Below are 20,480 nucleotides of genomic sequence, written 5' to 3'. Positions count from 1 at the left end.
TCCTGGTGATCAATGCAGGCGATGTCTGACCACTGCATTTGGTAAGGAGCATCACCGCAAACTCGGAAGGTGGGATACCTTATGACCCTCAGAGCCACCTTCTTAGTTTCGTTTCTGGAACGCGTGCTCAAACGTCCTATCACGCTCGACCCCAATATCCCTCTGGCAGTGCTGGTCACGCGTATGCTGTCTTTGGCGACAGGGTTGGCACGCGGGTTAATAGTTGCCCGCCGTAGGTTGGTTCTTGAGCCGGGCGCTCGCATCAGTGATCTGGCGAACTTAAGAACCGGAGGTGGTCTGGTGCGGATCGGGGCCTACAGCCGTATCGAATGCACTTCTAGGGAGGGAATCAAAGTTGGGCGCAACTTCAAGCTTGGGGCATTTTCCCGGATGATCGCTAGCGGCACACTCAGCGACCTGGGTCGGGGGATCACCATTGGCGACAACGTTGGCATCAGCGAATTCGCCTATATCGGCGGCGCGGGTGGTGTGCACATAGGTTCCGACACCATCGTGGGACAGTATTTTAGCATCCATCCGGAAAACCATGTCTTCGCTGATTCAGATCGTACCATCCGGGAACAGGGTGTCACCCGGGCTGGCGTAGAGATAGGACCGGATTGCTGGATTGGAGCCAAGGTAACCATTCTCGACGGAGTCAGCCTAGGGCGCGGGTGCGTGGTCGCAGCAGGTAGCATCGTCAATAGCAGCTTCCCCGACTACGCTATCATCGGCGGGGTGCCTGCCCGACTGCTGCGAATGCGAAAAACGCCTGATGAACATACCTCCTCTCGGGAGAATTGAAATGAATGACATCGCCGAAGTAGTACGCACCGAGGAGGACGTTGCTAGAGACTCGCTTGGGTCGCGCTCGCAACTGGTTTCGGCATTCTTCGACCACATGAACGCGCAGGGGGTAGCATGGGTGGTAATGAACAATTACGAGGACCTGCCCCAGATTATTCCCTCGGATATTGATTTCTCGATCCCGCCCGACTTGTTCAAGCGCCTAGACTCCTTCGTGGTCGATTTTGCCGGGCAGACAGGGGCACACATTGTCCAGAAGCTTTGGCACGGTAACATGAAATGCGCCTACATCTTGGCCACCGGTCCCGAAGGCGCGCGGGAATTTGTCCAGCTGGATTTCTTCACAGCGTTTTCAACTAAAGGCTGCCCCGCGCTGATCCCGCACGAGGAACTGGTTGCCGGGCGGCAGGTGCTGCGCAATTTTTTCGTACCGAGACCTGAGGTCGAGCTGATCTTCACCGCCATGCGGCGCCTTTTCAAAGATGACTGGTCAGAACGCCACTGCTCGCGAATAGCCGAGCTGTGTGGGCGTATCACCGCAACCGATTGGTTGCCGGCGCATTACGGTTGGATGCGGACGACGCTGGAGGCTGCGGCCCGTGGCGAGGTCGACATAGTCGCGACCCGGCGAGCGCAGGATTGGGCGCAGCTGCGCGCCACCGCATCCGGCAACCTTTCCCTACCGGAACGGATCGCAAACTTGTCGCTGCAGATCCGGCGAATTGCCGTGCGATTGCGAGACGAGACCGGCCAGTTGGTCGTTTTGGCTGCGCCACGCGAAAGCATCGGCACCGCAGCGCTGGAAACGCTCGAGCTGGTATTTCACCGACGCCTGTTCCTGGAAAGCAGTACCTTGGCCGCGCTGCCCGTCAAGTTGGCCCTACTCAAACGGCGCAAGGGGTTGATCATTATCCTAGCCGGGGCCCATCACCCGAAGGGTCGGGTTCTGGCAAAATGGCTCGGCCGACTGGGACTGGTGGACCAGGTTCTCTGCCGTGACGGAGACTCAGCCCAGCCCGACCTCGGGATCCCGTCCACGTGCTTCGCCGATGACGCCGGGGCGATAGAGGCCATCGTGCGGGTGCAAGCCGCCAAGACCGCCCGCGCCATCGCCCGCAGCGGCACCCAGACCAGCGGCGGAGCCAAATGAGTGCCCGGCGCGCGAAGGTCTTGATCATCGCCTATGCCTGTCGTCCGGGCGAAAGTTCCGAACGACAGGTGGGGTGGCATTGGTCAAAGCTGATCCAAACCCGTCACGACGTAACGGTTCTGACCCGCGAAAGTCATCGTCCCTATATAGAGAATTGGATTGTCGAAGCGCGCGAAGAAGGCCCGTTTCCCGAGTTCATTTACTATGACCTCCCGGCCTGGCTCTCCTGGTACAAGAAAGGCGAGCGGGGCGTTTACCTGTACTACGCTCTCTGGACGCTACTGGCGACGCTCCGCTGTCGCCGGATGAACCGGGGTGGGCGCTGGCAGATTACGCATTTCCTGACTTTCGGTACCATGCTGTGGCCGCAGTTCGGATTTCTCATGAATACACCATACGCCCTTGGGCCGGTTGGTGGTGGCGAGCGTATTCCGGTTTCCCTGCGTCAGGCGTTCAGCGCGACCGGGCAGGCAAAAATTCTTTCCCGACGCCTTGTGCAGAAACTCATGCCGCTCAATCCAGTCTTTCTGGCCAACCTTTCGCGTGCTTCGCAGATATTTGCCCGTACTGGCGAAACGCTGGACATGATCCCGCGACGGTATCACCACAGGACATCGCTTTTACTAGAAACGGCTATCGGGCCGGAAATGCTACCGGAACGTCCTCCAACCAGATCTAACGAGGAATTGCAGATCGTGTCGGTCGGACGACTGATCACCAGCAAATTCAACCCGTTGTTTCTAGAAGCTTTGGACGCGTTTAAGTCGACCTGGCAGCGACCGTTTCGTGTGACCGTTATTGGGGACGGGCCCGAACGCGCAAGACTTGAAGCAATGCGCGATCGACTGGGTCTCGAAGAAGTCGAGTTCGTAGGCAAGAAATCATCGGAAGAGGTTTATGAAGCCCTGCGTGGTGCCGACATCTACTTTTCGACCACGATGAAAGAAGGCGGCACTTGGGCGTTTTTCGAGGCAATCGCCAACCACCTGCCTATTGTCTGTCTCAAGGTAAACGGTCCGGACATGATCGTCGGCGACGAATGTGGCATCAAGATTCAGCCCGATGGCCATGCGAACGCTCGCGATGGACTTGCGCTTGGGTTAGTTGATCTTGCTGAAAGCCCATCCCTGCGCGCGGACTTGGCGGCCAAGGCGCTCGCGCATGTCGAAGCAAAATTCACATGGGAGCGCGTGTCAGAAACGATCGACACCTGCTACAAAGATCTGCTCATGAGCGGAGAAAAGCCTTCCTCATGATCATTTTTTGCCACCTGTTAAACGATCGCTCGGGTAGTCCCACGGTTCTGCGCTCGACCTTGGATGCCCTGGATGCACGTAAGCAAGGGCTGCTCTTCGTAGGTTCACAGGGGCGCGGCGTACTTGAAGACGCCGGGGTGCCAACCCGGCGCTACTGGTATCGCCGCGGTCGGCACCGCATCGTCACCCTCTTCACCTATTTCGCCAGCCAAGTCGCGCTTTACCGGGCACTGTCACGAGCAGAAGACATATCAGACGATGCAATCGTTTTTGTTAACACACTCCTGCCGTTTGGAGCCATGCTCTGGGGCAAGCGCACCAGTCGGCCGGTGGTCGTCCATGTACATGAAGTCTCCGTCACTCCCAGCCCGCTGCGGGGCTTCCTGAAGAACTGCGCGGCGCGCTGCGCAAGCCAGCTGATCTACGTCTCCCGCGACCATAGGGCGCGACTGCCGATTCATGGACCGCCGACAGAGATCATTCTGAACCCTGTGAGCCCCTCCATCGCCAGTCGCGCTACGGAATATGCTCCACGCCGGTCCGGGGCGTTCAACGTACTGATGCTGGCATCCCCGCGCGGCTACAAGGGGGTCGAAGAATTCATGATGTTGGCCCGAGACTTATCAGACCGCCAGGACATCACCTTCACCCTTGTTTTGAATGCCGACCAATCAGAATCTGAAATCTTTACCGCGCAGCACTCTGACGCCAGAAACATTACGGTGCATCCACGCACGGATGACCCAGCTCAGTTCTATGAGACGGCAGATGTGGTCCTGAACCTGTCCCGGGTTGATCAATGGATCGAGACCTTCGGCCTTACATTGGCAGAGGCGATGACATTCGGCATTCCAGTCATAGCGCCACCGGTAGGCGGGCCGACCGAAATCATTACCCATGGGCAAGAGGGATACTGCATCGATTCTCGTGATGGTGCAGCGCTGAAGGAGGCCGTACTCTCTATTGCTGATGACGCGAGCAACGCCTTGCGCTTATCCCAAGCCGCCCGCAAACGTGCAGCTGATTTCAGTTTTAACACCTATGCTGATCTCCTGCGTGCCGTCATCGACAGGGTTCGGAAAGAGAGCACTGAGTGATGAAGGTCGCGATTTTGGGCACAGTTGGCGTTCCCGGTCGCTATGGCGGCTTCGAAACGCTTGCTGAGAACCTTGTCCGTTACCACACCCGCACCGGCTGCCAGAGGGGTCTTACGGTCTGGTGTTCAGGCAAGGACAATGCGAGCCACCCGCCTCGCTTCGAAAGCGCCGAGCTGCGCTATGTCGGGCTGCGCGCAAACGGCGTACAGAGCATCCCTTACGACGCGGTCAGTCTTTGGCAGGCAGTGCGCAGTGGGCATGATCGCATCGTACTGTTAGGTGTCTCGGGTGCGCTGGCGTTGCCGCTGATCCGGCTGGTCGGGCGGCGGGCGCGAATTGTGACCAACATAGACGGCATCGAGTGGAAGCGCGAAAAGTGGAAGGGCCTCGCTCGGATCATTCTGCGCGCCTCCGAATGGGCGGCGGTGCGCTTCTCGCATGAGGTCATCGCTGACAACCAAGCCATCGCCGACCACGTGCGCGGTACATATGGCGCCGATTGCCATGTCATCGCGTATGGGGGCGATCACGCATTAGCCCATACTGGCGAAGGTACGACTCCGAAGGGACTACCGGAAACCTACGCTCTCGCGTTGTGCCGGATTGAACCAGAAAACAATGTTCATACCATTCTGGAGGCTTTCTCCGGCCTCGAGATCCCCCTGGTCTTCGTCGGAAACTGGTCCAACAGCGCCTACGGGCGTGAGATGAAGGCGCGCTATGCGGCGACGCCTAATCTGTACCTTTTGGACCCACTCTACGATCCCGATACGCTTTACGCGCTGCGTCGCCGCGCCTCGATCTATATCCATGGACATTCCGCTGGGGGAACGAACCCCTCGCTTGTTGAAATGATGCACTTTGGCGTCCCCGTGCTAGCGCACGGCTGCGCCTTCAACAGGTATAGCACCGAAGAAAAAGCCCTCTTCTTTGACACCCCCGAGGAGTTAAAAGCATTGGTCCGAGCCCTCACTCCTACAGCGGCCGCGCGCATAGGAAACGACATGCAGGAGATTGCGCGCCGCCGCTATACTTGGGATCGAATCGGAGAGGCCTATTTCGCGCTTCTCGAGCGGGCCTGAGCCTTCGAGCGAAAGGCACGGGAAGTGACCTAAACGCTCTCCACAAAAGCCGGGCCAGTCCAAAGGAACGCGGCTTGATCGCGATCTTTGCGCGCTTTTGCTTGATCAGGTCCACCACGACGACGATCCGCGACGATAAGCTTGTGGATCGCAAAGCGCTCTGGCCTTGGAATATGTATGCAGCAAATTTATTTTTGATGCACACCTGTGTGTCAAATCAAACAGGATTGGCTATCTCGGTCATGGGTCGCGTGCTCGGCAGCGCCGCTCGACTTTGACTCCTCATGCTTCCATTCCGGTTCTAATATTCTTGAATTGCCCGGCGTTAAGGGCAACATAAAAGAATGGGCAAACTCGTAACACTGCTGCTTGGTTTCGTTATTCTGGTCGTATCCGGCTATGTCGTGGTCGGGCCGCCAGCGGGCCTCGGGGAGGGTACTCGCGATTGGGCCAAGTCTTGGCTTGTCTCAGAACAGAGCGAGGCAGGGCAGTCAGGCATACAGTTTATTTCAGAGCGCGTTGAACGTGGCTCGATACGTCAGGTCGTGACTGCGACAGGAACCTTGCAGGCTCTTGTAACAGTGCAAGTTGGGACTCAGCTTTCCGGGCAGATTGCTGAACTTTTTGCAGATTTCAATGACGAGGTTAGCAAGAACCAGCCGCTCGCGCAGCTCGATACCAAATCATATGAAGCGCGTCTTGCGGAAGCTGTGGCGGCAACGGCGATGGCGCAGGCTAACGTCGATATTCAACGCGCGCGACTGGAGCGCGCGCAGGTTGACGAACAAAACGCCAAGTCGCAGCGCCATGTTCTCCAAGCGCGAGTTGATAACGCTCGAGCTCGTGCGGATGCAGCACACAAAGCCTTACAGCGTGTTCGAACCCTACTTGATCGTGGATCCGGGTCTACGCAGCAGCAAGAAGAGGCCACGTCGGCATGGGAACAAGCTTCTGCCAGCCTGCGCGAAGCAGAAGCGATCGCGGCCGCACATGAACACTTGGTCGCGGGCGCGATGATCGATATTCAACGCGCAGAGGCGGAACTTGACAATGCACTCACCAGTGTTCCCCAGAGACAGGCAGTGCAAAAATCCGTTGAGATCGACTTGGCGCGAACAACGATCCGATCGCCAGTAGACGGTGTCATCGTCGGCCGTAATATCAACGAAGGTCAGACGGTGGCCGCAAGCCTTGAAGCTCCCACTCTCTTTACGATTGCCGGGAACCTGCAAAATATGGAAATCCACGCGAGGATCGACGAAGCCGACATTGGCAAGATCGTCGTCGGTCAGCGTGCGAGTTTCAGCGTTGATGCCCATCCGGCGCAGCATTTCGAGGCGACCGTAACTGGATTACGCAAGGCCCCGCAGGTGATTCAGAACGTGGTCACTTACACAGTCGTACTGGCCACCGAGAACCAGAGGGCGCTTTTGCTTCCTGGTATGACGGCAACTGTCCGCATTACAGTGCAGGAAATCGAAGATGTTCTTAAGCTTCCCATGGCTGGCTTGCGTTTCACACCTCCTGCAGAGCTAGCGCGACAGCTTTCTAAGACTGCATTGGAAGCCGGTGACTATACAGATGGAGGTCCGACGCTGGTCTGGGTTTTAGGCGACAGAGGGGCCCTGCTGCCCGCTGCTGTGGAGTTGGGCGAGAACGATGGCGCCTACGCCGCGGTTTTGGGAGGAGCACTATCGGAAGGCGATGAGGTCATCGTGGGAGAAGTTCCCGTATCCAAACCGAGAGAACTCTTCGGAATCCGATTTGGATTTTGATGCAATGCTGATTGAAGCAAATGCAATAACAAGACGCTACGGCCAGGGAGACATTGCCGTCACCGCTCTCGATCAGGTCTCATTTGAGATTGACGCGGGTGAGTTCGTCGCGATCATGGGTCCATCAGGGTCCGGTAAGTCCACACTGATGAATTTGCTGGGGCTTCTAGATCGCCCCACATCGGGACAATTGATCTTCAACGGTCGGGACGTTGGTAGCCTCTCTCACGACCAGCTGGCCGCGAGCCGCAACCGTGATATCGGCTTCGTTTTTCAGGGGTACAATTTGTTACCACGACATTCCGCTTTGGAGAATGTCGAGATACCACTCATATATAGTGGGGTTGGTCGAAAGCACCGATTGCAGCGGTCTCGGGCTGCGCTGCAGGCTGTTGGGCTCTCACATCGCTGCGATCACGGGCCGACCGAACTCTCCGGCGGCGAGCAACAACGTGTTGCGATTGCGCGCGCGCTGGTGTCCAACCCGGCTCTGATTCTCGCCGACGAACCGACCGGAGCACTCGACAGCCGAACCGGAACTGAGATCCTCGATCTTTTTAAGCGGCTGCACATCGCAGGTCGCACCGTGATCATGATTACACATGACGAAAATATCGCCCGACACGCCGCAAGGATCATCAAACTGAAGGATGGAAAGGTTCTCAGTGATACGCGCGCCGCGCCGCAATGCACCGATGACGCGAAGCCTGCGCCCGCCGACAAGCTGTCTGGTGCCATGCCTCACGCTTTATCAAAGACGCAGCAATGAACTGGATCGAGAGCTTCCGCACAGCTTGGCGTGCACTGCGCGCCAACAAGCTGAGAAGCTTTCTAACGATGCTGGGCATCATCGTCGGCGTGGCATCGGTCATCACGATGGTGGCAGTTGGCTCCGGCGCGCAGACGCAGATTGCCGAACAGATCCGTACGCTGGGGGCGAATGTCCTCATGGTCCAACCCTACACGACGCGCGAAGGTGGAGCACGTTCGGCCGCAGGGTCACGGCACACGTTGACAGAAAGCGACGCCGATGCAATCGCGCAGCTGCAGTCTGTCCGGGCCAGTGCGCCGTCCGTAAGGGGATCGGTCCAGATCGTCAGCGGTAACCGGAACTGGAACACGACGGTGAATGGAACCACAGCCCAGATGTTCATGATCCGCGAATGGCCGCTGGCGGCGGGGCGATACTTCAGCCCTGGCGAAGAAGAGCGGGCGGGGCGCGCTGCGTTAATTGGAGCGACGGTTGCAAGGGAACTCTTTGGCGAAAAAGATCCGGTGGGGCAGGAGATACGGGTTCTGAACACGCCGTTCGAAGTGGTTGGCGTGCTTGCTGCTAAAGGCGTTTCTGGTGCGGGGCGCGATCAAGACGACATCGTTTTCGTGCCAATCTCGACGGCCAAACAGCGCCTGATCGGCAGTGCCAGCAATGTGAATCGTGATGCGGTAGGATATATCCTTGTCACAGCGATTTCCGACGGTGCGATGGAGCATGCCCGCGACGAGATTGAAGCCCTGCTGCGCCAGCGCCATCGGCTGAGCATGGGTCAAGAAAACGATTTCACGGTTACGATCCCATCAGAGACTATGGCACTGCAGCATGCTTCGACGCGCACTTTCGCCTGGCTGCTTGCCGCCGTGGCCTCTGTTTCGTTGATCGTCGGGGGCATATCGATCATGAACATCATGCTGGTTTCGGTCACCGAACGCACACGCGAAATCGGCCTGCGCCTTGCGCTTGGTGCACGGCGGCGTGACGTGCGCAATCAATTTCTGATGGAGGCGATCACCCTGTGTCTGCTGGGCGGCATCATCGGGCTGGCACTCGGCGTCGGCGCGGCAATCCTGATCGCGGATCTTGCAGGCTGGCCGATCTTTGTCGGGTTGGATGCGGTGCTGTTAGCTATGTTCTTTGCAGGGGGGATCGGGATGTTTTTCGGTTGGTATCCCGCTCGAAAGGCGGCGCGGCTGGAGCCTGTGGAGGCACTGAGAACCGAATAATCAATGCGAGCCCGACCCTACTGCGCGGCTCAAGACAGGCCTCATACGCGTTTCGCAACACGGGTATTGGCATTGTGGTGAAACAGAGTGGGACTGTCTTGCCACGCTACCCTCAGGTAAAGTCGCCTCACAAACTGGACGGGTCGGTCCATCTGCTGACAGACAAGTCGTCAAGAGATAAGTAGGGGCGACTTCTGCAGCCGCCCCGTCATCAGCGCTGAGCGACTGTCAGTCGGGAGCGAAAGGGCCTTTGCCTGCGACAGCGGGGGGGAAGTTGGTGGCAGAGCCGCTGTTGTTCTCAGCGTTGTTGTTTGGAAACGATCCGCCCGGAGCGGGTTGGTCGCCGTTGCCCCATCCATTGTTACCCTTGACCGGACCCTCGTCATTGGGAGGGCAATCCGTTGTTATAAAAATACATACCGGATCACCGCCGTCTTCCGCCAAAGCGGGCGTCGCAACTGTCAATGTCATTGCTGCCAGTGCGACAAAAGAAATTTCATGTAGAGTCTTCATGTTTCCCCCTAATAATAAATTAGCGCATCGCTACAGTGCGAGGCTCGATAACGATACCACGAAAATGCCACAATTTTATTTCATAATTCAAAACAATACGAAGTTTTTGTTCACCTAAGCGAAACAGTGGTCGGTTTCCATCAGTTGGGCGTTACGCTTTGTCGGCCATAAATTGATGTAGTTGTTGCGGGTGTGTGAACTCATTAGTCAATTCCCAAGTAGAGCGCATGTGATGGCAGTTGTAGAGGCAGCGTACTGTCGCTCCTTGATACAGCACCTGATCCTGTCGCCAAAAGGCTGGATCAAAGGATAATGCGGCGCCACGCTCTGACCCGCTGTCCTTCTCGATCTAAGACGCTGTTTTTTGCGTGTTCTTCCGAGCCCTGCCATATTCCTGCCCTGTCGCGACTCGGATGCAGGATAAGATCCCTCAGGGCCTTCGCCTCTTTCGGGCGGAAGGGATTGCGGAAAAAATGCCGACGAGAGCCGTTCAAGTAAGGTCGTTCAGACTTCTGCCGTGAGAGGCATTCGGGCCAGGCTCGCTTGCATGCTCGCACGCCAACGTGGTCCCAGCGCCAGAGCATCGTCATAGGCTTCATGCAGTTCCTCCGGTCGATCCTTGGCAAGAATTTCAATAAGGAACGCGGCCTGCCGCGCCATTGACTGCATGTTAAGCCGGAGAAAGAGATGACCAAGCGACCGCAGGATGAACTACTCTCCCGGTTCTTCACTCTGAACCCACAGATGTGCTGAGCAGGGTATCGGTGGTGTTTCAGCGAGGGGCCGCGCAAACGGAACCTGGGGCACAAGAGGCCTAAACCAGACTGACTTCGATCGGATCCAATGGCAGGCCATCAAAGCTGGCATGCCAGGTTTCACCCGGCCCGACGGGTAATGCGCGTGTCAGGGTGCCCGTTGTGATGATGTCTCCCTCAAGAAGAGGCGCTATCTGTGGCTCGCGCGTAATGAGGTCTACCAAATAACCCAAAGCAACAAGCGGACCCCCACCAAGAACGTTGCTGGCGTGCCCTTCGTCAACAACCTCCCCATTTCGGTGAAGTGTTGTGCGGAACTCGGCCAATCGCGCGACCCACTCCTTTCGGTCCGCCGCTGCCACTGGATGCAGCGGCCCGTGCAGTAACGCTCCGTGCAGGCCGAAGGCAGCAACTGTGTCGGCCGCTTGGAACGCCCAGTTGGCAAAAAAGGATTGCACCATTTCGAAACCGGCACAGACGTCAGAGACGCACGCGATAAGCTCTTTGGGCGACATGCCTGGTTGAGGCACCGCTGAAAGGCGAAAGGCGATTTCAGGCTCGATGCGCGGCTCGAGACGTGCGGCCACCTGGTAAGATCCATCCAACGGCCTGACGGTACTGTCGTACATCGTCCCACACATTGGGGCAGAGACATTGAAATCGGTCCAGATTGTTTTGTTCGTGAAACCGATCTTGCGACCAACGGGCTTCTCGCCTCGCCGCGTGCGGGCGTCAGTGATCTGTGCACTGAGGCGATAGGCCTCCGACATCGACAATCCACCTGGACGGGACGTCAGAAGAGGGATCTGATGACCCTGCGATAATGAGCGAAGCATATCCTCAACAAGATCAGTATCTTCTGACACGGTGATTTCCTCTTCCCATTGCGCTCACCAGATGAATCCTATCATGGATTTCACGGTCATTGCAGGATCAACACCACCTGCAACTGAGAGGCCTGAGTTGACCGGCCTCGGTTCACAACATTCAGTCACTGCTCCGAGCTTGAATGAGCGAATTCCGGAAGCGGCGATCTTAGTCATGGGACCCTGATTGAAACCGACATTTGGGTCGCTGTGTGACGGGAGGAATCTCCTGAAACGGGCAAGCTACGCTCATGACTGTCTCAACACATTCAGGTGAACCGCTGCTGTCCCGCACGCTTCAGGGGATTGCATGCGTGATTGCCGGCATGGTCCTGTTTGTCGGGCAGGACATTCTGATGAAAGGCATGTTGCCAATCTACCCGGTGTGGATGCTTATCTTCGTCCGCTCCATCGTCGCCTTGATAACGCTGCTACCGCTTGTCCTCTGGTTGGGCGCACCGCATCGTATTCTAACCCCGCTCTGGCCCTGGTATCTGGCACGGGCGCTGCTCTTCGCTTCCGGATTCGCGATGTTCTATGCAGCCTTTCCTTTCATGGGTCTGGCTGAAGTCACGACGCTGTTCTTCGCCGCCCCCCTGATGACCGCGACACTTGCATCGGTGTTCCTGCAGGAAAAGATTGGGCTGCACCGCATCGCTGCGCTGCTGGTGGGGTTTGCAGGAGTTGTCATCGCAATGAACCCGACAGGCGGAAATTTTGGCTGGATTTCAATTCTTCCGCTCTTATGCGCCCTCACTTATGCAATCAGCCAGATTATCGTCCGCAAGATCGGAGAGCAGGACACATCGCTGGTCATAGGTCTCTACACGATTTCATTTTCGGGTTTGCTGATCGTTCCGTTGGGGTTTGCCGTGACGCAGGTGATTGTGATCACTCCGGAGCTGAACCACTTGCGCATGAACTGGCCAGTACCAAATGCCGATGGCCTTGCAATGCTAGCCTTGCTGGGAACGATTGGAACGGTTGCCTATACCCTTGTCTCCCGTGCTTATCAGATCGCCAGTGCGAGCGTGATTGCGCCCTTCGACTATAGCTACCTTCCTCTGGCGGCTATCCTAGGTTACCTGCTTTGGGGCGAAATACCCCCCTACACCACTTTTATGGGCATGGTGCTGATCGTAACGAGCGGCATGTACACAGCCTATCGCGAGTTGCGGGTGGAACGCAGCGCAGAAGATACCCCTCCTACTGCCCAGACTGTTTTCACCCCCGGCGCGCCTGCTGTGGTTTTGGTGGAAGCGCTGGATGCTGAGGCAGTGGAGCTGAATGAATTTGACGAGAAACTGCATTAATCGAATCGTAGTCTCGGCACCGAGTGGTTGCGATTGAAGGCTTTTCGCTAGGAAGTTTTCTTGATCCTCTGATCCTTTCGGTCCGATACCTGCGAATACGGCACCCTGACTCAATGCTCCCAACAATAGCCTCAAGTCGGTGGCTCGCCTCAAAATTGCCTCAATCATCCTGAAAAACGGCCTCAAGAATGTCTGGTGGACGGTCGCATAAAGGCTTCGCGCATAGTGCGAAACTTGCGACTGGAGCGATCGGAAGGGGACCAAGAAGCCCCGGAAGCTTGAGAGAGGTAAAGGCAATGAGCTTGGGCGTAGCAGCACTGATGGTGTACTTTCTGTTATCACTTTTTATCATCGTTGCCTTTTGCCGCGCCGCGGCCAGGGGCGATGAACTCTGACAACGGACACAGCTATGCTCGACACCTTCAAAGCAAGCTGCGCGTGAGACTTTTGATTACCATCCTTGATTTGCGTCCGCCGTCCAAAGCGCAAAGCTCCAGGTGAAAGCTGCAGCGGTTACCGTCAGGCGTCAGAACCGTGAGGTCATCGATGTCCGATGCGGACTCCATCTTGTGCCTGGCATAGTTCACACCATACATCCGTGGCGGTAAGGTGAAGTTGATGAACGCCTCGATTTCTTCAATACCTTTGATCTCGCCAAACGCAGAAGCGGTGGACCAAACGCCGCCCGGATGAAAGAGCCTCGCGGCGGCAGCGCCGTCCCGCCTATCCACGGAGTCAAGAAATCGCATCAGAATTGATCGCTCAGAGTGCCTGGCAGCGTAATGGGTGTGGAGCAATTCTTCTGCCGCGGGAGAATTCGGCGCGGCCAGCTCTGATGCGTATAATGCCTGAACATCCTCATTCTCGTAGGAGCGGCGGCGTGGCGCCTGCGCGTCTATACTGTAAATCGCCTCTGCCCGTTTTTGGAGAATGTCGGGATCCATGGACTTCGGTTCGCCACCTCCCCCCAGACAGCCGCCGACGCAGGCCATGACTTCAATGGCGACGAAATCATCTCGCCACTCTTCCTCCTCCAGCATGCGCTGAGCCGCAGCAATGCCGTTACACACGGCAACAGTGCCGATGCCTGGGATGGTTGCTGTTTTTATTCCCTCACGGACGCCTCGCAGTACCTCCCACTCCAGAGAGGGCGCGTCTTCTGTCCCTTTGAGGTGCGAAGCTGTGCGCACCATGGCTTCCATGACGCCTCCAGACGCACCGAAGATCTGGGCCGCACCCGTGCTTTCTCCAAGCGGACTGTCAAACTGGCCATCTTCGGAGAGCGCGCCAAACGCAATCCCCCTGGATCGGATCATTCTGGCTAGCTCCCGTGTCGTGAGCACGTGATCCACATCGCCCGCCATGCCGGGGCGTACGGCCTCGTCCTTCTTGGCAGTGCAGGGCATGACGCTGACGACGTAAGGCTCCGCTCTACCCTCGGCAAATTCAGGTCCCAGAGACTGCGCGAAGGCGCTTCGCTTGGCGATTGCGCCGTGCATTTGTTGGGGTGACTTTGTCGTACTCAAATTCGGCAGAAGATCGGGTCGGTTCAGCTCAACCCAATTTACCCAGCCTGGACAGCAGGATGTGAACAGCGGGAGTCTTGTCGCGGCCTCAACACGTGCCAGCAGTTCGGAGCCTTCCTCCATGATCGTGAGATCGGCAGCAAAGTTCGTGTCGAAGACATAGTCGAAACCAAGCTGCCGCAGCGCATTGATCAATCGGCCTGTGCTAACGGTTCCGGGCTTCAAGCCGAACTCTTCGCTTATGGCCACACGGGTCGCGGGGGCAACTTGGACAACAGAAACCCGTCGGCGCGAGTCAAGCGTGTGCAGCACGTCATGCCAGTGCGGGGTTTCGATCAGAGCACCAACCGGACAGACCAGCGTGCATTGACCGCAGGAAATACAATTGGTCTCACTCAAGGGCTCGTCAAAGACGGTCACGGGGCGGCGATCGAACCCCCTCTCGCCAAAGCCGATAACATGTAGATGCTGGCGGGCGTCTCCACAAACTTCCGCGCAAAGGCCACACTCGATACATTTCGACAGATCGCGCCAGATACTGGGCGAGGTATGGTCGGTCGACAGCTCTTGTGGATAGTCTGCGGGGCCCAAAGGTACCTTGGGCCACCGTTCCTCCCACTGGTTTTCATTCACCAGTCGCTGGAACTGGCAGGTACCATTCACCTCACAGCGCATGCAGTCATTTGGATGGCGCGCAAGCAGCCATTCCGCATTGGATCGCCTGAATGTTTGCAAGGCCTCCGTGTCTGTTTGAACGACATCGCCATCTTTCGCCAAGGTTCTGCAAGCCGGTTGAGGGTTTTGATTGCCCTCAACCTCCACCAGGCACATGCGGCATACAGCTTGCGCCGGCAGACCGGGATAATAACAAAGGGTGGGGACATGGACGCCTGCTGCCTTGGCCGCATCCAGCAAGCTGGAGCCTTCATCGAGTTCGACTTGCCGTCCATTGACCGAAAGCATGATCATGCAGTGACACCTCCCCGTAACCTTAGCATATATGGTTTCGAATGCGATGGCAGGAGATGGGTATCCGTGGGGAGTTTAATGCAGTCCCGATGGCACTGATCGAGGTCCAGACAAGCATCTAACTGGGAGAAGATGACATCATCCGCTATGAGGATATCTACGCGCGCGGATAGGATCGGAGAACAGTGCCGACGAGAGCCATTCAGGCAAGTTTGTTCAGGCGCTCTGCGGTGAAGGGCATACGGGCCAAGCTCGCCTCGATGCGCGAATGCACAGCCACGCAACGCAAGAAATGCGGCCCAAGCGTGGTGCTAGATTTTCCAAGCACCTACAAGCATCAACACCAGCGCGACAAAAGGCGTGGAGCGGCGGTTCAGGAGCGATGTGCGCTCCCAACAGAAACTGCATACCCTCGCACCGTACCTCAACTTGTGGTGACATTGAGAGCACCGGAACAGTCGCATCGAAAGCCTCTTGCTGTTGGAATGTATCATGAAAAATCTTGGACAATATTCTGCCACAATATCACTTTTCCGAGCCACGCAGAGTCTTCGAATGGAACATGTCCCGGAAACTCAGTGTTTCGTGGACCGGGCAGGGCATTCTTGACGGTCGTGCACAAAATCTAGGCCAGCGTTCCGAGTGCATAGCTGACGCCTCACCGCATTCCTGTTAGTCTGACCTAGATGAGAAAACAGATCGGGGTTGATTATCAGGTTGACGCTGAACCCTGCTCACATCCTTGCAGCGGTTGCAGTTACCTTTTCGCTGATGTCGGCAAGCTCTTCTGCAAGCTCCGGCCCGCGGCCTCCCTGCGGGACCTCTGGCGCTGTCCCTCATATCGACTATGGCCCACTGAACGGTCCGCCAAAGGTCGAGGTCTGGCAGAATGCGACCTTGTCACTGGGTGCGACCTGTCCGAGCAATCTGAACGGATCCGCTGAACTGGTAATCGTTTTGGCGAGCCGCTTTGTTCACGCCGGCACGGTGCAGGATCTCGCGACACGCGTTGGTGCGGTTTCTGTGCTGAAGGGTTTGAAATACTGGTCAGTGACAGATCAAAGGTGGCGTGTCTTGATCTCAGAGGCATTTGCTGTGGACGACACCAAAACCCTTCAGCGACGGCCTGATTTCACCGCCTCTGAAATATTGAGTGGTAAAACACTTTTGATGGCGCAAAGAGACACGCGCTCCACGGGACTGAACTATTACGCACTGCAAACAACGTCACACAACATCGACCAGTTGTCCGTGTCGATCGTGAACCTAACGGACATCCGGTTCCTTTTTGCCACTTTGTTCAAGCAGCGCAGTCTGATTTCAGCACATTTTCTGACGCACCTGGGCGGACACGAGTGGGGGTACTATAGTCTCACCGTGGTTAAGGACGCGCCTATGAAAGGGCAGGAAAAGTCCTTCATCAATCGGGAAGCCGCATATCTGCGTTTCGTCACAGGACAAAGGCCTGAGAAGGAGCCGCCGGTCGCTCGTTAAGCTTCAGAGTTTGGTTCTCAACGCATCCCAGATTGATGTTAGGGTTCGAGGATGTCGCAAGCGATCACATTATTTATAGAGCACCCGCTCGGTTGCGCAGAAGGTGGTATTGGTGTCGGTGCTCTCATTCAAAGTTAAAGAGGGCGGTCACTCCGCGGCTATGTTCGCCCCCTTCAAAGCTCAATGCGAGTGAAACTTTGATCAGGGAAAACCGAGGAAGGGACGCCGATACTTGAACCAGAGTTTTGGCAAGCTGACCGTCCACGACGAAACTGGCAACCTATTTCGCTAGAACTAAGCATGGCGCCTGTGAGACGACGAACAGTAGGGAAATGGGCTTCTGTGTCTAATCCTTAAACCTTAGAAGCCATAAGGTTGTGATCAACAGAATTACGCTGTCCTTCCTTTGCCAATCGGATCAGCAAGCCAGCAACCCCAAGGAAAAATATTCCGCCAACTGACGGCACCACCCCGACCTGTGTCCAGGTTTCAAGGCTCGCAATAGTCTTCTTAGGTAGAGCGTAAACAATCATTCCCGACCCCGTAGCAAGCCATGATGCACAAGCAAGCGCAATCATCTCGCTGCGACTTGCAAAACGCGCAATATCCGGCATCAGAAGCGCAAGCGCAATTGCGAGGCTGCACAGGTCATAGTCATATTTGTATGGGCTTATCGAAAGCGACGCCAGAACGGCTAAACCGAGTATACGGCGAGTTTCCCAACCGTTGAAATGTACCCAAACAACTCCACCAATCGCAACCACAGCTGTTACAATTTGCGCAGCAAATGCGACGTTTGCCTCAAAACCCCAACTGCGTATCCAAGCATACACCGAAGTCATCCGAAACAATGGATACTGGGCTTCTCTTAGAAATGTGCTTGAATCTGCAGCGCTCTTTAAAAAGGCGAGCCAAATTTCTTCGCCGAGTACAATGCTTGAAGATACAGCAGCCAAGCTTGTAACAACCACTGCTATAGCGAGTACGCCGACTTTTTTCCTTAATAGGACAAGAATAGCAATTCCAAATACCAAATGCGGCTTGATGGCCATTAACCCAAGGGGAAGCCCGGCCGAGTCCTTATTTTTAAGCAACAGCAAGCAGAATATTCCGATCAGCGACGCAGTCAAAAAGCCATTCTGACCGCAGCGAATTGTGACAAAAATAACTGGAAGCACGAAAATCAGTAGCAAGAAGAAATTATCTTCATCCAGCTTGCGCAGAACAAACAAGAAAACTCCCAAACTTAATGACGTGAACAGAAGATAAGCGAGCCAAAGCGGCAATGGAGCCAGTACTGCCATCAAAAGATTGAACTGCGGTGGATAGGTCCAAGGCATGAAGCCTTCTTCGCCGGGATTCAAAATATTTTGATGCGATTGGAAAGCATCGAAGTTATAGGCTTGCACTGCAATTCCCTGACTGACGTAATCACCTACTAAATGGAATACATGGAAATCTACGAACGCTACTGGTTTTCCCAATAGTTCTGGAGCAGCGAATTCAACCGCGGTAAAAGATATAAGAAGAATCATTGAGATAATCAGAAACCATTTCGTAGGAAGTCTGATGTCAAAAGTATATGTTTTGCCTTGAATCATGATGCTAAATATTGAATTGATATTGAAATTGTTTGTTTCAAAGGAGAGAGTGCCTACTAGGAATTCTCTATCAAGGATTCCTCTGGGTTGTATATGAAAAGATTTTTAATCTTTAGGTTGTTGCAAAAATGCCCAACGGCCTAGAGTCCGGCCTCCAAACCAAAGCGTGACCGCTAAGGTAAGAGCGACAGCGGACAGGAAGACTTCCAGACAAGTGTCGTAAAGGGTAGCCACCCACCGCCAATCCTTTGGCCGGCCGAACATGGTATCGATCCGGTCGCAACGTTTTTGGCGGGACGTGTCTTACTTGACGGGCTTGCCGGGGGGGCTACTGGCCCGGGATGCAGAACCTGAGGCTCTTGTTTTCAAGACATCGCGGAAGCGATCCACATCATAGCCTAGGTCAACTGGCGCACAGTCGGCCTCGGGCAGGCTACTTAGCAGCGCGGCTGCACCAGTATAGTTGCTGACCTGGATGGCTTTCTGTATGGTGTCATCTGCTCCACGGTGACCATCCCATCCGAAGAATGGATGCCCTTGGCAATCGGTGGAGACCCAGAGTCTGTCCCTCGCTTAGTTCTGAGCAACATAGCTGACCTCCACATGGGAATTGCTCAAGACTTGGTGGCTGATCCCACAATAGTCGAACCCATCTTCTGGCAGGCCCATGAAGGCCATGTGATTGCGATGGATTGGTGTGAGGGCGTTATGCAGGCTGTTGCCCTACGTCTCAAATAATGGCTGAGACTTACGGAGACCGGCACTGATGTGTATCTGGTAAACCAGATTGTTGCGCGCATCTGATGGACGACAATGGCAACTCTCTGATGGGGATGACGCAGCAGAGATTGCAAGAGGCTCTGGCCGAAGCTGCTGACGCCATAGCGACAATTGTGGCTAGTATTTTCCAGTTCTGGAAAAGACAGTAAGCTGAACTCGTTCTTCACTCGCAGTCATCGCGGCGCTCATGCCGCAGGGAGAGGCAAATGCCTGATACAGAGTCTGCTCAGATCATACGGAAAGACCTGGGAGAGGGCTTGGTTGAGGTTGTTTTGAACCGCGCGCCAGTTAATGCGCTGACCGCATCGTTCCTGATGCAATTTGCATCCGCGCTAGAAGAACTAGCCGCCGATCAGACCGTGCGCGCTGTAGTCCTCAGCAGCGCGTTCAAGGTCTACTCTGCCGGTCTTGACCTCAGAGAGGCCCAGGCATTCGACCGTGCGGCCGAAAATGCCATCGTCGATGCTCTCAATATCGGGTTTCTCACCCAATTCGCTTTTCCCAAGCCCTTGGTGGCGGCTATCACCGGATCGGCTATCGCAGGTGGATTTTTCTTCGTTCTGGCCGCGGATTGGAGGGTGTCAGGATCCAATGCGAAATTCGGCCTGGCCGAAGTGCGGGTGGGCGCCGATTTCCCGGTGGGCCCCCTCGAGATCGCGCGGGCCACGCTTGACCCGAACAGCCTGCGCCGGCTGATGCTAACCGGGCAGCCCATGTCTGCCACCGATGCCGCTGCAGAGGGCATTATCGATTACGTCTGCGAAGCCAAGGAAGTGAAGGACGCCGCCGTCGCCAAGGCCCGCGAACTGGCCGAGATCCCGGGGGCCACATATGCCCGGGTCAAAGCCCAGATGCGCGGGCCAGCCATCGCGGTGATCAAGGCTGGCATGGAACATCTCAAGCAAGACAGCGACCGGCGCTGGTTCGGGCCCGAGACAAAGAGCGCAATGCGCAAGATGCTCTGAATTTCAATTCCCGCCACATTCGCGCAATTCTTTGATGGCCCTTAAGTCTGTGGATCTGGATGCGTGGTCCCGTAAAAGACTTGCGGTCGAATTGGTCCGAGTCCTCTGTACACGATTAGATTTTGGTCGGTGTACTCGTTTTTCCTCCTGACATGCACGATAAAGTTGTGCATTTCCGGAAGTCGCATATACTTTCGGGTAAGATTTGCGCAGTTTGAGTGCTTGCCGTTTTATTCGACAGACTTTGAAAAAATGATTTTTTAACATGAGGTTAGTAAATGCTCGGATTTCGCAGCATCACCGGAACCGGTGCTTGCGTCTATACTTTGATGGCCTTTACCAAGTCCGACCCGTTGTGGGTCCGCTATACCAGCCTCCAAACCTTGCACGAGGTCTTTATCATCTGGATGTTGGCAGCTGTATTCGTCGGGGTGATCAACTGGATTTTTCAGTAATCAAGCCTGTCATCGCGAACCAAGCATCATGACAAGGGGAAGGCTGCGCCCAAAGTTTCGGGGTAGGGAGATTTAACC

The 20,480-nt window shown here is 55.8% G+C and carries 18 protein-coding genes and 1 pseudogene; 13 read left to right on the top strand and 6 right to left on the bottom strand.

Features of this window, described 5'->3' with window-relative positions:
• Nucleotides 1-81: 81 nt before the first annotated feature.
• From ACFQ3C_RS11215 to ACFQ3C_RS11195, 5 genes are read left to right on the top strand one after another with little or no spacing between them, the layout of a single operon-like run.
• A complete protein-coding gene (locus ACFQ3C_RS11215; protein ID WP_380791725.1) occupies nt 82-804 on the top strand; it encodes an acyltransferase in 723 nt (240 codons plus the stop codon).
• Nucleotide 805: 1 nt separating this feature from the next.
• Nucleotides 806-1,957 (top strand): hypothetical protein, encoded by a 1,152-nt coding sequence (locus tag ACFQ3C_RS11210; RefSeq protein ID WP_380791723.1) that lies wholly within the window; start codon nt 806-808, stop codon nt 1,955-1,957.
• 20 nt (nt 1,958-1,977) lie between these two features.
• Nucleotides 1,978-3,213 carry a glycosyltransferase family 4 protein gene (locus tag ACFQ3C_RS11205; protein ID WP_380791721.1) on the top strand — a complete coding sequence of 412 codons (1,236 nt, stop codon included), beginning with the start codon at nt 1,978-1,980 and terminating at the stop codon, nt 3,211-3,213.
• Nucleotides 3,210-4,310 carry a glycosyltransferase family 4 protein gene (locus tag ACFQ3C_RS11200; RefSeq protein ID WP_380791719.1) on the top strand — a complete coding sequence of 367 codons (1,101 nt, stop codon included), beginning with the start codon at nt 3,210-3,212 and terminating at the stop codon, nt 4,308-4,310. The genes ACFQ3C_RS11205 and ACFQ3C_RS11200 overlap by 4 nt, the downstream gene beginning before the upstream one ends.
• Nucleotides 4,310-5,392: a DUF1972 domain-containing protein gene (locus tag ACFQ3C_RS11195; RefSeq protein ID WP_380791717.1), complete on the top strand. Its 1,083-nt coding sequence runs from the start codon at nt 4,310-4,312 to the stop codon at nt 5,390-5,392. Before ACFQ3C_RS11200 ends, ACFQ3C_RS11195 begins: the two co-directional genes overlap by 1 nt.
• A 62-nt stretch (nt 5,393-5,454) precedes the next feature.
• Here ACFQ3C_RS11195 and ACFQ3C_RS11190 read toward each other — a convergent pair.
• Nucleotides 5,455-5,571: pseudogene (locus ACFQ3C_RS11190) on the bottom strand (GSU2403 family nucleotidyltransferase fold protein); the annotation flags it as partial.
• Nucleotides 5,572-5,736: 165 nt separating this feature from the next.
• On the opposite strand from ACFQ3C_RS11190, the gene ACFQ3C_RS11185 reads away from it, so the two are divergent.
• The 3 genes from ACFQ3C_RS11185 to ACFQ3C_RS11175 are packed head-to-tail and all read left to right on the top strand — an operon-like array spanning nt 5,737 to nt 9,165.
• Nucleotides 5,737-7,167, top strand: coding sequence for an efflux RND transporter periplasmic adaptor subunit (locus ACFQ3C_RS11185; RefSeq protein WP_380791715.1), 1,431 nt, complete (start codon nt 5,737-5,739; stop codon nt 7,165-7,167).
• Between the two features lie 4 nt (nt 7,168-7,171).
• Nucleotides 7,172-7,936: an ABC transporter ATP-binding protein gene (locus tag ACFQ3C_RS11180; protein WP_380791713.1), complete on the top strand. Its 765-nt coding sequence runs from the start codon at nt 7,172-7,174 to the stop codon at nt 7,934-7,936.
• Nucleotides 7,933-9,165 (top strand): ABC transporter permease, encoded by a 1,233-nt coding sequence (locus ACFQ3C_RS11175; protein WP_380791711.1) that lies wholly within the window; start codon nt 7,933-7,935, stop codon nt 9,163-9,165. Before ACFQ3C_RS11180 ends, ACFQ3C_RS11175 begins: the two co-directional genes overlap by 4 nt.
• Before the next feature lie 228 nt (nt 9,166-9,393).
• Here ACFQ3C_RS11175 and ACFQ3C_RS11170 read toward each other — a convergent pair whose 3' ends face one another.
• The 3 genes from ACFQ3C_RS11170 to ACFQ3C_RS11160 form a co-directional block, all read right to left on the bottom strand.
• Complete coding sequence (locus ACFQ3C_RS11170; protein WP_380791709.1) at nt 9,394-9,678, bottom strand: hypothetical protein; 285 nt, start codon at nt 9,676-9,678, stop codon at nt 9,394-9,396.
• A gap of 504 nt (nt 9,679-10,182) precedes the next feature.
• On the bottom strand, nt 10,183-10,338 hold the full coding sequence (locus ACFQ3C_RS11165) for a hypothetical protein (protein WP_380791707.1): 156 nt from the start codon (nt 10,336-10,338) through the stop codon (nt 10,183-10,185).
• A gap of 154 nt (nt 10,339-10,492) precedes the next feature.
• The gene (locus ACFQ3C_RS11160; protein WP_380791705.1) at nt 10,493-11,299 is read right to left on the bottom strand and encodes a 2-keto-4-pentenoate hydratase; all 807 of its coding nucleotides are present in this window, start codon (nt 11,297-11,299) and stop codon (nt 10,493-10,495) included.
• 251 nt (nt 11,300-11,550) lie between these two features.
• Here ACFQ3C_RS11160 and ACFQ3C_RS11155 point away from each other — a divergent pair, with 251 nt between their 5' ends.
• Nucleotides 11,551-12,612 (top strand): DMT family transporter, encoded by a 1,062-nt coding sequence (locus tag ACFQ3C_RS11155; protein ID WP_380791703.1) that lies wholly within the window; start codon nt 11,551-11,553, stop codon nt 12,610-12,612.
• A 422-nt stretch (nt 12,613-13,034) separates the two neighbouring features.
• On the opposite strand, the gene ACFQ3C_RS11150 is transcribed toward ACFQ3C_RS11155, so the two are convergent.
• Entirely contained in the window at nt 13,035-15,107 is a 2,073-nt protein-coding gene (locus tag ACFQ3C_RS11150; RefSeq protein ID WP_380791701.1) for a [FeFe] hydrogenase, group A, read from the bottom strand.
• Nucleotides 15,108-15,824: 717 nt separating this feature from the next.
• Here ACFQ3C_RS11150 and ACFQ3C_RS11145 point away from each other — a divergent pair.
• Nucleotides 15,825-16,601, top strand: a complete 777-nt coding sequence (locus ACFQ3C_RS11145; RefSeq protein WP_380791699.1) for a DUF6675 family protein — start codon at nt 15,825-15,827, stop codon at nt 16,599-16,601.
• 353 nt (nt 16,602-16,954) lie between these two features.
• Here the strand turns inward: ACFQ3C_RS11145 and ACFQ3C_RS11140 are convergent, their stop codons facing one another.
• Nucleotides 16,955-18,202 carry a glycosyltransferase family 87 protein gene (locus ACFQ3C_RS11140; protein WP_380791697.1) on the bottom strand — a complete coding sequence of 416 codons (1,248 nt, stop codon included), beginning with the start codon at nt 18,200-18,202 and terminating at the stop codon, nt 16,955-16,957.
• A 459-nt stretch (nt 18,203-18,661) separates the two neighbouring features.
• Here ACFQ3C_RS11140 and ACFQ3C_RS11135 point away from each other — a divergent pair, with 459 nt between their 5' ends.
• From ACFQ3C_RS11135 to ACFQ3C_RS11125, 3 genes are all read left to right on the top strand, one after another.
• A complete protein-coding gene (locus tag ACFQ3C_RS11135; RefSeq protein WP_380792133.1) occupies nt 18,662-18,940 on the top strand; it encodes a UPF0149 family protein in 279 nt (92 codons plus the stop codon).
• A gap of 248 nt (nt 18,941-19,188) precedes the next feature.
• Nucleotides 19,189-19,947 carry an enoyl-CoA hydratase/isomerase family protein gene (locus ACFQ3C_RS11130; RefSeq protein WP_380791695.1) on the top strand — a complete coding sequence of 253 codons (759 nt, stop codon included), beginning with the start codon at nt 19,189-19,191 and terminating at the stop codon, nt 19,945-19,947.
• A 278-nt stretch (nt 19,948-20,225) separates the two neighbouring features.
• Complete coding sequence (locus ACFQ3C_RS11125) at nt 20,226-20,402, top strand: hypothetical protein (protein WP_380791693.1); 177 nt, start codon at nt 20,226-20,228, stop codon at nt 20,400-20,402.
• The last annotated feature ends 78 nt before the right edge of the window (nt 20,403-20,480 follow it).

The organism is Seohaeicola saemankumensis (assembly GCF_042678485.1).
Lineage (GTDB): Bacteria > Pseudomonadota > Alphaproteobacteria > Rhodobacterales > Rhodobacteraceae > Seohaeicola > Seohaeicola saemankumensis.
Note: the sequence above shows the minus strand (reverse complement) of the source record. Positions and strands in the feature narration are given on the sequence as shown.

Bases quoted from the DNA above. Each gene is read 5' to 3' on its own strand.
- ACFQ3C_RS11215 (WP_380791725.1), top strand. From the start codon at position 82: ATGACCCTCAGAGCCACCTTCTTAGTTTCGTTTCTGGAACGCGTGCTC.
- ACFQ3C_RS11180 (WP_380791713.1), top strand. From the start codon at position 7,172: ATGCTGATTGAAGCAAATGCAATAACAAGACGCTACGGCCAGGGAGAC.
- ACFQ3C_RS11170 (WP_380791709.1), bottom strand. From the start codon at position 9,678: ATGAAGACTCTACATGAAATTTCTTTTGTCGCACTGGCAGCAATGACA.
- ACFQ3C_RS11125 (WP_380791693.1), top strand. From the start codon at position 20,226: ATGCTCGGATTTCGCAGCATCACCGGAACCGGTGCTTGCGTCTATACT.
- ACFQ3C_RS11150 (WP_380791701.1), bottom strand. From the start codon at position 15,107: ATGATCATGCTTTCGGTCAATGGACGGCAAGTCGAACTCGATGAAGGC.
- ACFQ3C_RS11140 (WP_380791697.1), bottom strand. From the start codon at position 18,202: ATGATTCAAGGCAAAACATATACTTTTGACATCAGACTTCCTACGAAA.
- ACFQ3C_RS11165 (WP_380791707.1), bottom strand. From the start codon at position 10,338: ATGGCGCGGCAGGCCGCGTTCCTTATTGAAATTCTTGCCAAGGATCGA.
- ACFQ3C_RS11210 (WP_380791723.1), top strand. From the start codon at position 806: ATGAATGACATCGCCGAAGTAGTACGCACCGAGGAGGACGTTGCTAGA.
- ACFQ3C_RS11155 (WP_380791703.1), top strand. From the start codon at position 11,551: ATGACTGTCTCAACACATTCAGGTGAACCGCTGCTGTCCCGCACGCTT.
- ACFQ3C_RS11200 (WP_380791719.1), top strand. From the start codon at position 3,210: ATGATCATTTTTTGCCACCTGTTAAACGATCGCTCGGGTAGTCCCACG.
- ACFQ3C_RS11195 (WP_380791717.1), top strand. From the start codon at position 4,310: ATGAAGGTCGCGATTTTGGGCACAGTTGGCGTTCCCGGTCGCTATGGC.
- ACFQ3C_RS11130 (WP_380791695.1), top strand. From the start codon at position 19,189: ATGCCTGATACAGAGTCTGCTCAGATCATACGGAAAGACCTGGGAGAG.
- ACFQ3C_RS11185 (WP_380791715.1), top strand. From the start codon at position 5,737: ATGGGCAAACTCGTAACACTGCTGCTTGGTTTCGTTATTCTGGTCGTA.
- ACFQ3C_RS11175 (WP_380791711.1), top strand. From the start codon at position 7,933: ATGAACTGGATCGAGAGCTTCCGCACAGCTTGGCGTGCACTGCGCGCC.